This window comes from Chitinophaga sp. (genome assembly GCF_035564935.1).
Taxonomy (GTDB): Bacteria; Bacteroidota; Bacteroidia; order Chitinophagales; family Chitinophagaceae; genus Chitinophaga.
Genome location: NZ_DATMTE010000378.1, coordinates 1 through 12052 on the forward strand (window position 1 = coordinate 1; position 12052 = coordinate 12052).

The following is a 12052-nucleotide window of genomic DNA, read 5'->3' on the forward strand; positions in this document are numbered from 1 at the left end:
GATTCAGGAAGGTAAGACGAAGAAGAGGACGCCTGTTATCCACGTTATCATTTTCAAACAGGCACTATTCCATTTAAACGCAGAAAGGTTAAATACTAATACCGGATAGCATCCGGCGGATAATGCTTTCCATAACTGTAGCATTAGGCGTTGAGGAAGAGAAATACCTGGAGAATAAATAATACAGCAATATTTATGAAAAGATTTCTACTTCTTCTGATACCTGTAATACTGCTGATCAACAGCTTTGATAGCAGCTATGCCTATGGCCAGTCCCCGGCTGTTGCCACCTGGGCGCTTACTTCAGATCAGCAGGCAACAACCGGCGGAAATATCACCGCTGCTGCACAGCTCCTGAATGGCCTGTCGCATTTCGATTATATTTCAGGCGGGGAACGCACCATTCCCCCTGCCGGATCCTGGCCGGCGCAATCCGCGCCAGACAGCGCCAGGTCCATGATATACCGGGTAACCCCGGCAACCGGCAACAGTATTACCATACAGGAAATCGGGATCTCCATCAGCTTTAACGGTTCCAGTGCGGCAAGGGTAAACCTGGCCTGGTCAACGGATAGTATCCACTTCACCGCCGTAACGCCCGACTTTGCCCTGGCCTCTTCTTCCGCACCAACCGCCTATACATTCGGCCAGCTGAATATCAATGTGCCCGCCGGCAGCACTTTGTACTTCAGGGTGTCTCCCTGGACCAGCAGCGCCATTACCGGTAAATACCTTGTTACAAAAAATATAATCATCAAAGGAACCACCAACCCGGTACCCGTAGCCACATGGCCCCTCACGGCCAACCAGCAGGCAACTGCCACCGGGAATATCACTGCCGGGGAACAAACACTCAGCAACCTGGCGGTAGATAATTATACCAACGGACAACAACTATTGCCCGCAACCGGCAGCTGGCCGGCGGCAACCGCGCCGGACAACAACAGGTATGCCCGGTTCACCGCTGCACCGCTTACAGGTAGTGCATTCAACGTAACAGATATCTCCCTGTCGCTGGCATTTGCCGCAGCCGGCGGGAAAGCCAGACTCTCCTGGTCGGTTAACGGTACCGACTATACGGAAATTGATACCACGCTGAATTTAACCACTACCGCTGCCGCATATACGTTGCACAACCTGGATATCACGGCGGCAACCGGGCAAACACTGTACCTGCGGCTGCTTCCCTGGAGCGCCACCGCACAGGGTAATATACCGCTCACCGTAAAAAATGTCACCCTGACAGGATACAGCTATGTAGTGCCAGCCATCACCTGGGCGCTTACCATCGGCCAGGACGCTACTGTAACCGGCGATGTAACCGCCGCCGCACAATCGCTCACCGGCCTGAAAGTAAATAACTACATTTCCGGCAGCGGCGGGCAACGATTATTACCACCAGACAGCGCCTGGCCCGCGGAAACGGCGCCGGCCGCGGGAAGGTATATACAATACACCGCTTCCCCCGTAACCGGCAATAGCCTGCTGGTACAGCAGATCACCGTACCCCTGGCATTCAACTCATCAGCCTATGCACATGCAAGGATCTGCTGGTCGGCAAACGGCAGCACTTTTACCGACCTGGCAGAAAACCAGCCCCTGGTATCCGGTACTAACCCTACCGCCTATACGTTCAGCAACCTGAATATTGATATCCCGCAAGGCAAATCTTTATATCTCAGGGTATATCCCTGGACTACCAGCGCCATCACCGGTAAATACCTGGTAACAAAAAATGTAATGATCAGCGGCTCCACCTATCCTTTCCGGCAAATTGCCTTTCCCGGTGCAGAAGGCGCCGGCAGGTTTGCCAAAGGCGGCAGAGGAGGCAGCGTGTATTATGTTACCAATCTCAATAACTCCGGCGCCGGCAGTTTAAGGGACGCCGTCAGCCAGTCTAACCGTACCGTGATGTTCAAAGTTTCCGGAACCATATACCTGCTAAGCCCGATTGTAATTTTACAGGACAATATTACCATTGCCGGGCAAACCGCGCCCGGTGATGGTATTTGCCTGGCCAACTACGGCCTGGGCATCAGGGCCAATAACGTGATCATAAGGTATCTCAGAAGCCGCCCCGGCGACATTATCATCAACCCGGCAGATACCGCCAAAGCAGTGGATGCCATGTACAATAACTTTGGCAATCCCGTTACAAAGCCGTTCTCCAATATCATTGTAGACCACTGTTCCATGAGCTGGTCTACCGATGAAGCAGGATCATTTTATGCCATCTCCAATTTCACCCTGCAATGGTGTATGTTAAGCGAAAGCCTTTACCAATCCATTCATACAAAAGAAACGCCGCATGGCTACGGTGGCATCTGGGGCGGACAGCAATCCTCCTTTCACCACAACCTGCTGGCAAGCCATAGCAACCGGAATCCCCGCTTCTCCGGCAGCGCCAATACCGGCCAGCCCGAACTGGAGTATGTCGATTTCAGGAACAACGTAATCTATAACTGGGTGGGCTCTACCTACGGCGGCGCCGGCGGTCACCAGAATATGGTGAATAATTATTACAAACCCGGTCCCGCTACTACCGGCAGTACCTCCTGCGCTACCGCCAACAGGCGGCATCGTATCCTGTCGTATACTACTTACAGCGTATCCCTCGGCGGAGATACTATTCCCGGTGGAAAGTTCTACATAAAAGGCAACTATGTGCCCGGCTATCCGTGCGTGGAAGAACCCAACGATTCATCCGACAATAACTGGGTATACGGCGTCCATTCAGACAATCTCCCCGGCGGTGCGGAAGCGCTGGCAGCTGCAAGGGTAAATACTCCTTTCGCCTATAGCCCCGTTACCACGCAAACCGCTACTGACGCTTATACAGCTGTAACAGGCGGCGCCGGCGCTACTTTGCCAAGAAGGGATACGGTAGACCGCCGCATTGTAAGAGAAACACTTACCGGCACCGCCACCTTTGAGGATAGCAGCTACCAGGCTGCCGGCATGGGCCACCCCTCCGGGATCATTAACAGCCAGAACACCGTAGGCGGATGGCCCACCTTAACATCCACCACCTATCCCGATGATACAGATAACGATGGCTTGCCCAACTGGTGGGAGCTGCTAAACGGCAGCGACTCAACAGGCACCGCTGCCAATACCACGGGAAGTAACGGTTTTACCATGCTGGAAAATTATCTCAATGGTATCCAATCGCCCGATCAGCAGGTTGCCTTTACCCAGGCTGCCGCCAGCCGCGCCGGTGGCGATACCGTCAGCATCAGCTTTGATATCGACTGGGCTAAAGACCAGTTCCGTTTCGGCATCTATCGCTCTGCTGATAATACAACCTTCACAAAAATCAGCGAACTGCCATCAAACATCAACAAAACACACTACGCAACAACAGATGCCAGTGCGCCGCAACAAACACTTTACTATAAAATAGGCAGCTACAGGACCGATGGCCAGGGCGCCATCGTATACAGCAATACAGTTAGCATCGACAATACATTGCAGGCAAGGCAATCCGCAGATACCACCCTGCTCCGCTCCCTGCCCGCAAGCAACGGGATGGTAGTAAAAGAAATAAAAAAAGAAGGTCAGCTGATCATCTTCCCAAATCCTGTAACCAACAAACTGGTGGTACGCCATCCGCTGGTAAAAGGAAATGCCGGCATCTCCCTGTTTACGATCAGTGGATTAAGGGTAAAAACATTTGTGGTGGCGCCGGGTACTACAGAAACAAGGATCAATACAGGGGAACTGTTAAGTGGCTCCTACCTGCTGGTAATGGATCATGCAGGTACCAGGAGTGGATTGGTGTTCATAAAGCAGTAAGGAAACGATATTAATTTTCAAATGATTGTTATGATGGATAAGCAGAATTTCATGCAACCGCTGGCGCGAATTTTACTGGCCTGTGTAATGCTGTGTTTTACAACCGCGCTGTTTGCCCAGTCGCAGGAGATGACTATAACGGGAACCGTTACATCTGCAGCAGATAAAGTACCGCTCATAGGCGTAACCGTAAAAGTAAAAGGCGGCAAAGCTGCCGCCATCACCGATGAAAAAGGCCACTACCGGCTGAAGGCGCCTGCCACAACGGAGAAACTGGTGTTCACCTACACCGGTCACGCTGCAAAAGAAGTGTCCGTAAACAGCAGAACCACCATCGACGTAGTACTTGAAACAGAGATCCGTAATATCAACGACGTAGTGGTGGTAGGTTATGCTACCGTTAAAAGAAAAGATCTCACCGGCGCGGTATCGTCCGTTAATGCAAAAGAGCTGAAAGATATACCGGTTAACTCGGCTGCAGAAGCGCTCACCGGGCGGCTGGCAGGTGTGCAGATCACCTCCTCTGAAGGCAAGCCCGGCTCCGATTTTAATATCAGGATAAGAGGCGGCGGTTCCGTAACACAGGACAATTCCCCCTTATACATCATCGACGGTGTACAGGTGGAAGATGGTTTTTCCGGTATAGCGCCACAGGACATTGCCTCGGTAGATGTGCTGAAAGACGCCTCCGCTACCGCCATCTACGGCGCACGCGGCGCCAACGGCGTGGTGATCATCACTACCAAAACCGGTAAGGAAGGACGAACCGTGGTGAGTTACAACGGCATGATGGGCGTGCGTAAACTACCGGAACAACTGGATGTAATGGACCCTTACAATTTTGTATTGTACCAGTATGAACGAAGCCGGGGCCTCACTGCAGATAGTATCGCTTTTGATAACATGTATGGTTCCGACCTGGACAAATACAGGAACATCCCGGAAATAGACTGGCAGGATAATGTATTTGGCAGGAATGCACTGATGCAAACACATAATGCAGGTATTGCTGGCGGCACCCAAAATACAAGATATAATCTCAGCTATACCAATAACCAGGAAGAAGGAATTATGATCAACTCCGACCTGAAAAGGAACCTGGTCAATTTCAAATTTGATCATACCGCCAATAGTAAACTACGTATAGGATTCAACGTTAGGTACAGCGATGAAACTTCCAGCGGGGCCGGTTCATCCAATGAAGGCGCTTCTGCCTACAATGGGTTACGGCATACTATCAAATACCGGCCATTCGATCTTGATGGTACCAGCGCGGAAGAGGTGGATGATGTGGACTATTACAACGATACCAATGCAGGAAATGGTTTGGGAATCATTAACCCCGTGCTGCTGAACAATGCACAATACAGAAAAAAATACACTAAGATCCTCAATATCGGCGGTTATCTGAACTATACTTTAAACAAACACTTTTCTTTCAGAACAACCGTAGGATTTGACCGCAACAACCAGGAACAACGGGCTTTCGACGGCTCCGTTACTTCCAATTCCAGGTTAAACGGCGCCAACCTCCCGCTCATCAGCAATATTAACCTTAACCGCAACTCGTTCAATAATTCAAACGTATTTACCTACCGGAACAACGGTACTAAAGGGCATCATGTAAACGTACTGCTGGGAAATGAAATATATAATACTTCCAGCAATATGCTGGATAATGAACTGAGATATTTCCCGGCAGGTATCACACCTGAAAAAGCCTTTGGCCAGTTTAACCTGGGCACTACGGTGCCGCTGTTTCCCAAAACAACCATCGCCGAAAGCAGCCTGTTATCTTTCTTCACAAAAGTAAATTACGATTACCAGGATAAGTATCTCGCAAGCATCAGTTTACGCGCAGACGGCTCCTCCAAATTCGCACCGGATAAGCGATGGGGATACTTCCCTGCCGCTGCTTTATCATGGAGGATTTCCCAGGAGAATTTTATGAAAGATGTGTCATTCATATCCGACCTGAAACTACGACTCAGTTACGGGCTCGCAGGAAATAACCGTATTGCCGACTATTTATACCTGAATACCTATTTCGCCAACGCCCAGTATTCCCTGAATGAACAGATCATACCGGGATATGTAGCAAGCAGTCTTGCCAGCAAGGACCTGAAATGGGAAACCACCGTTTCCCGCAATGCCGGTCTGGATGCCGCTTTCTTTGGCAACCGGCTGCAATTCACGGCAGACGTATACCATAACAAGGTAAAAGATCTCCTCATACCTATACGCATCCCTACCAGCTCGGGTTATGCAGAACAATTGCAGAATGTAGGCACCACTTCCAACAAAGGAGTGGAACTGCAACTGAGCGGTACCATCATTCAAAAGAAAAACTTTAGCTGGACCTCCACTTTTAATATCGCGTTCAACAGGAACAAAGTAGAGGCGCTTTCAAGCCAACTGACACAGTTCTACAGAAATTCCGGGTTTGGTATTTCCGGGCAGCCGGCCGACTATATCGTAAGAACAGGAGAACCAGTGGGATCTATGTACGGCTTTGTGAACGATGGGTTTTACAAACTGGACGACTTTAACTACGATGCCTCCACGCAGATCTATACATTGAAAGAGGGCGTAACCGATGTGTCGGGTGTAATAGGCATAGCCCAGCCAGGATGGATGAAACTGAAAGACCTGAACGGCGACGGCATCATCGACGAAAATGATAAAACCATCATCGGGAACGCAAACCCCAAATATACAGGTGGTTTGAACCAGCAATTCGTTTACAAAAATTTTGACCTGAGCATTTTCCTGAATTTCGTAGTGGGCAACAGCATTCTGAACGCCAACAAAATTGAATTTACCAACGCCTATTCCCGTAATACCAATATGCTGGGAATTATGGAAGATCGCTGGCGCACGGTAGACGCAAGCGGGAAAGTAATGCAGCAGGTCATTACCGTTGGCGGTAAACAAGTGGTTACAGGCGCTTCCCCCGAACAACTGGCAGCGCTGAACGGCAATGCAAAAATATGGATGCCTATTTCCGGCGCAGGCGCTTTCTATCCTACTTCCTGGGCAGTAGAAGATGGCTCCTTCCTGCGGGTGAACAATGTTACCCTCGGGTATACCTTCCCGGCGCAGCAACTTGGTAAAATAAAGATCAGCAGCTTACGGATATACGTTACCGGCAACAACCTCGCCGTACTAACCGGTTATTCCGGATATGACCCCGAGGTAAATACCCGCCGGGCCACGCCTGTTACGCCTGGGGTAGACTACTCCGCATATCCGCGCAGCCGCTCATTCTTTTTTGGTATTAACCTTACATTATAAAGATTATGGAGAACATGAAAGCAAGGGAAAAATCGTATTACACCGCCTGGATGATAGTGCTCGTCCCGATATTAATGGGTACTGCTTCCTGCAAAAAATACCTCGACAAAGTGCCTCAATCGGCATTTGACGAACAATATGTTTTCGGTAGTGTGCCAAACGCAACAAGCGCCGTAATAGGCGCCTACGAACCATTATCCGGCACACAGGCGTATGGCAGCAGGCTTAGTTTGATGTATCCTTACGATACAGATGAAATGATAGGCGTTACCAATACCACAGCGCCGGACAACAGTTCCAGGGATCTTTCCCGCTACAACCTGCAGGCTACCAATGCGCAACTGGCAGGCCCATTCCAGCAGTTGTATATTGGCGTGGAACGCGCCAATATCTGTATCAAGAACATTCCTGCCATGGAACTGTACAGCAAAGGTACCGCTACTGAACAGGCAGAGCTGCGTCGCTTATACGGCGAATCACTTACCCTGAGAGCGCAGTATTACCTGGAACTCGTCAGGAACTGGGGAGATGTGCCTGCACCGTTTATACCTTCCATAGACCAGACTGACCTGTTCCTCGCAAAAACAGACAGGGACAGCATCTACGACCGCCTCCTGAGCGATCTGCAAACGGCCGAAGAGCTGGTGCCCTGGCGCGGCGACCCCGGTGTAACGGCTGACGAACGGATCACCAAAGGCGCCGTAAAAGGACTGCGCGCAAGGATTGCCCTGTTCAGGGGCGGCTATTCCCTGCGCCGCACTTCCCGCAAAATGGAACGCCCCGGCAATTACCTCGACTTCTACAAAATCGCCAGGGATGAATGCTACGATATCATGCAGCGCCGCGACAAACATACCCTGAACCCCAGCTTCCAGGCGGTATTCAAAGATGGACTTGATTCCTATAAGCAGGATCCCTTTGGAGAAGTGATCTTTGAAATAGCCATGGGCGCAGGACTCACCGGCAACCTCGGGTATTACGACGGCCCCAGGTTTTATGTGCCCGGCAACGCCGCCCAGCTGGGCAATAGCTCCATCCGCGTTATTCCTACCTATTTCTATTCCTTCGATTCTGTAGATACCCGCAGAGATGTAACCACCGCGCCTTATTATAATAATGCCGATAAAAGCAAAACAGTGCAAACACTGGTAAATATGACCAGCGGAAAATTCCGCGCCGACTGGATCACACCGGCGCCCACTACTACTTCCCAACAGCTGGGTATCAACTGGCCGGTACTGCGTTTTTCTGATATCCTGCTGATGTTTGCAGAAACAGAAAATGAGCTGAACAACGGTCCCACCGGCGCCGCTATCAGCGCATATGAAGAAGTAAGAAAAAGAGGATTTAAAGGTAATGAAGATAAGACAGGCGCCACGCCAACCTCTAAAGCAGCCTTCTTTAATGCCCTGGTAAATGAGCGCTCCTTCGAATTTGGAGGAGAAGGCATCAGGAAATATGACCTCATCCGCTGGAACCTGCTCTATCAGAAAATACTGGAAACAAGGGCTAATTATACGAAGATGATGAACAAACAGGCGCCCTACAATACACTGCCACAGGTCATCTATTATAAAACAGGGTCTCAAACGATCATATGGGGTAACTCTCTTTACCAGCCCTCCCCTGCGGCAGCTCCTCCCGGTGGTTATGCAAGAGTGAACTGGATAGGCGCTATCACCGCATCGTGGATCACCAATGTAGCGCAGCTTTTTACGCCTGATCGCAATGAACTGCTGCCAATACCGCAAACATCAATAGAAGCGAATCACAATCTCACCCAGGATTACGGGTACTGATCAATAGTTGCAGTTGCCGGAGAACGATGTTTCCCGGCAACTGTAATTATTTATTTAAAGAAAGGTAACCCCAGCGCTTTCAGATCACGGGCCGCCAACCCGGCTATTTCAGAGGCTCCCTGCTCATTCAGATGTGTATCATCCTTTTTTCCATCGGGTAGTTTTGGAAATACACCCGGCTGAATATACACAAACAACTTTTTGGATTCCTCCGGCCCGTACCCTTCAACAAGCTCCCCCGACTCCTTGTAAAGATCTACCAGCGGCACCTTCATTTCAACAGCCAGCTCCCGCACCACCGGTACATAATCGCCCAGCGTATCTTCCAGCTTCCCGTTACTGTCAAATTTACGCCGCACGATAGAAGTGAATAACACAGGATGCGCTCCTTTTGCCCTTGTTTCGTTAATATAGCCGATCAGGTTCTGACGGTAAGTAGTGCGAGGGTCCGTATGCCTGGCGGTATCGCTTTTCTGATCATTGGGACCAAACATGATAAAAACATAATCGCCCGCCTGTACGCTGTCGATCACCTTTTTCCAATGCCCTTCATTGCGGTAGCTTTTAGAGCTTCTGCCGCTCCTGGCGGCATTATGTATAATAACAGGCCCGGTAAAATACCCGCGCGCCATCTGCATCCATCCACGGATAGGATAAAGACTGCTCCCCCCGAATGAGGTCAGGTATCGCTGATCGTAATCACACATCGTGGAATCACCGATAGAGAAAATATTGATCTTCTTTTGCTGTGGTATAAAGCTGCAAAACAACAGGCATAAACCTGCCAGCAGCATACTCTTTTTTGTATTCATCTGCATATGTAAAATATTTCCGGTTGATAAAATATCCAGGTAATAAATATACTCATTGCCCCACAGGATTTCCTTTTGTATGCCCTAAAACAGCGAGAACGTTGCCGGAGATTTATGGGGTGCAAACCTTGTTCCGCTCCCTTTTATTACCTATTTTGGAATATGCAAGATCCTCATTTTTCCCGCAGAAAGTTTTTGTATTCCGGCGCCGTAACATTAACAGGCATCGCAGCGGCAGCCACTTTGCCGGCATGGGCATTAAACGCGCCGGGTGCAGCACCCGTTAAAGCCGGCCTGATTGGCACCGGTAACCGCGGCAGCGGCATAGCCAGGCTGTTGAAGAAAAATCCGGCCCTGGAAATAATTGCCTGTTGTGATACCATCCCCTCCAACCTGCAACATGGTATGTCCCTGGCAGCCAAAGGAGCCAAAGCCTATACCGACTATCGTAAACTGCTCGAAAATAAAGAAGTGGAAGCCGTGATCATCGCCACGCCACTCTACCTGCACTACGCTATGGCAAAAGATGCATTGGCCGCGGGTAAACATGTATACGTGGAAAAAACCATGACCTATGATATCCCACAAGCATTAGACCTGGTGGCGCAGGTGAGGAAAGCCGGACTGGTATTCCAGGTAGGACATCAATACCGGTACTATGCCCTCTATCACCGTGTGAAAGAAATCATTGCGCAAAACTGGCTGGGCACCGTTACCCATTTCGAGTGCCAGTACCACCGCAACTCCGACTGGAGAAACCCGGTGCCAGATCCTTCCATGGAACGCCTCGTTAACTGGCGCATGTACCGCGAATATTCCGGCGGCCTGGTAGCAGAGCTTTGCGGACACCAGATCGATATCGTAAATTATATACTCGACAGCCACCCGCTCCGTGTAGTGGGCATGGGCGGTATCGACTACTGGAAAGACGGACGGGAAACCTGGGACAATGTGCGCACGGTATTTGAATATCCCGGCGGTGTAAAATCAAGCGTTTCCTCCATCCTCAGCAACGCGTATAAAGGATATTCCATCAGGGTACTGGGAAACCGCGGCACACTTGAAATACAACGCGACAAAGCTTTTCTTTACAGTGAAGATGTAAAAAAAGTACTGGATACGGTAGATGGTGTAACCGGCGCCACCAGGACCGACGGTCCTCCCGGCCAGGGTATGCCGCTCCCGTTTGGAAAAGCAGGCGAGCCGGTACCGGAGCCTACCACCTCCGCCTTGCTCGACTTCGCCGCCTGTATCAGGAACAACAAAAAGCCTGTATCCGGGGTGGAAAGCGGGAAGGACGCCGCTGTTGCTGTACACATGGCAAATCATGCCATTGAAACCGGTGCAAGCCAGCACTGGAAAACAGAGTATAACGTATAATCTCTGCAAGTCATTTTACCCTCCCTGATCCCGGAAGTATCTTTCCGGGATCACTTATGCCCCAACGTCGCCTGTCACCACTTCTCCGGCCCGCTTGTAATTAGCTATGATAACCCCTTTTGATGTTACCTGGCTTTCTGTTAATGTAAATGCCGCCGGCATCGCGCCGTTTTCGAATAGCTTCTTTCCTTCACCAAGAATCACCGGGTAAATTTTGAGCCGGAGTTCATCCACCAGGTCATGCTTAAGCAACAGCTGAACCAGCTTACCACTGCCCCAAACCTGGATGTCGGCGCCCGCTGAGTTCTTAAGCTTTTCTATATCTGCCGGGCTTTTCAGGAAAATGGTATTTTTCCAGTCAGATTTTTCCATGGTCTGCGACAGCACGTATTTAGTGCCATCATTGATCCCTGGCCAGAAGTCGGCATGATGCGGCCAATAGGATGCAAAGATCCCGAAAGTTTTTCTGCCCAAAATATAATCTGCCGGTTTCAGCTCTTCCTGCATGATCTTACCAAAAAGCTCGTCACCATAAGGGGCAGTCCAGCCGCCGTATTTGAAACCGCCGGATGTATCTTCCCCCGGTCCGCCAGGGCCTTGCATAACACCATCAAGTGTAATCATCGATAAAACAGTTATTTTTCTCATTTTACAGGCTTTTTATAATTTAGATAAAATCTGATACGGAGGTTCCCTGCGTTACTTTAAGAAACTGTCCAGGTAATTTAAAATGGTTGCTGTCTGCATCATCAGGGTAACATGTCCTTGTGCCGGAACAATGGCCAGTTGCGATTTTGGCATTGCGCCCAGATCTGCCGCAACGGCGCCGCCCAATAACTGATATGTTTTTATCAGCTCAATCTTGTCCAGTCCATCGTTATCGCCGGATATAATTAATACAGGTGCAGTAATTTTTGAAATATTAGCGTCGCCGAAGTCAAATGGCATCTTCGCCAAAGCAATCATCTGCTC

The 12052-nt window shown here is 49.9% G+C and carries 7 protein-coding genes; 4 read left to right on the plus strand and 3 right to left on the minus strand.

What is annotated here, in order from left to right:
* Positions 1–195: 195 nt before the first annotated feature.
* The 3 genes from VN105_RS10025 to VN105_RS10035 are packed head-to-tail and all read left to right on the plus strand — an operon-like array spanning position 196 to position 8888.
* A complete protein-coding gene (locus VN105_RS10025; RefSeq protein ID WP_325640396.1) occupies positions 196–3795 on the plus strand; it encodes a hypothetical protein in 3600 nt (1199 codons plus the stop codon).
* A gap of 30 nt (positions 3796–3825) precedes the next feature.
* Positions 3826–7089 carry a TonB-dependent receptor gene (locus tag VN105_RS10030; RefSeq protein WP_325640398.1) on the plus strand — a complete coding sequence of 1088 codons (3264 nt, stop codon included), beginning with the start codon at positions 3826–3828 and terminating at the stop codon, positions 7087–7089.
* A gap of 14 nt (positions 7090–7103) precedes the next feature.
* Positions 7104–8888, plus strand: a complete 1785-nt coding sequence (locus VN105_RS10035; RefSeq protein ID WP_325640400.1) for a RagB/SusD family nutrient uptake outer membrane protein — start codon at positions 7104–7106, stop codon at positions 8886–8888.
* Positions 8889–8938: 50 nt separating this feature from the next.
* Here VN105_RS10035 and VN105_RS10040 read toward each other — a convergent pair whose 3' ends face one another.
* Entirely contained in the window at positions 8939–9706 is a 768-nt protein-coding gene (locus VN105_RS10040; RefSeq protein ID WP_325640402.1) for a rhamnogalacturonan acetylesterase, read from the minus strand.
* 156 nt (positions 9707–9862) lie between these two features.
* Here VN105_RS10040 and VN105_RS10045 point away from each other — a divergent pair, with 156 nt between their 5' ends.
* Positions 9863–11080, plus strand: coding sequence for a Gfo/Idh/MocA family oxidoreductase (locus VN105_RS10045; RefSeq protein ID WP_325640404.1), 1218 nt, complete (start codon positions 9863–9865; stop codon positions 11078–11080).
* Between the two features lie 54 nt (positions 11081–11134).
* Here VN105_RS10045 and VN105_RS10050 read toward each other — a convergent pair whose 3' ends face one another.
* A complete protein-coding gene (locus VN105_RS10050) occupies positions 11135–11728 on the minus strand; it encodes a dihydrofolate reductase family protein (protein WP_325640406.1) in 594 nt (197 codons plus the stop codon).
* A gap of 51 nt (positions 11729–11779) precedes the next feature.
* Positions 11780–12052 (minus strand): alpha/beta hydrolase (locus VN105_RS10055; RefSeq protein WP_325640408.1); only part of this gene is annotated, 273 nt, incomplete at its 5' end.

Excerpts from the sequence above, each read along its gene's own strand:
- VN105_RS10050 (WP_325640406.1), bottom strand. The coding sequence starts at position 11,728 with ATGAGAAAAATAACTGTTTTATCGATGATTACACTTGATGGTGTTATG.
- VN105_RS10035 (WP_325640400.1), top strand. The coding sequence starts at position 7,104 with ATGAAAGCAAGGGAAAAATCGTATTACACCGCCTGGATGATAGTGCTC.
- VN105_RS10030 (WP_325640398.1), top strand. The coding sequence starts at position 3,826 with ATGATGGATAAGCAGAATTTCATGCAACCGCTGGCGCGAATTTTACTG.
- VN105_RS10045 (WP_325640404.1), top strand. The coding sequence starts at position 9,863 with ATGCAAGATCCTCATTTTTCCCGCAGAAAGTTTTTGTATTCCGGCGCC.
- VN105_RS10025 (WP_325640396.1), top strand. The coding sequence starts at position 196 with ATGAAAAGATTTCTACTTCTTCTGATACCTGTAATACTGCTGATCAAC.
- VN105_RS10040 (WP_325640402.1), bottom strand. The coding sequence starts at position 9,706 with ATGCAGATGAATACAAAAAAGAGTATGCTGCTGGCAGGTTTATGCCTG.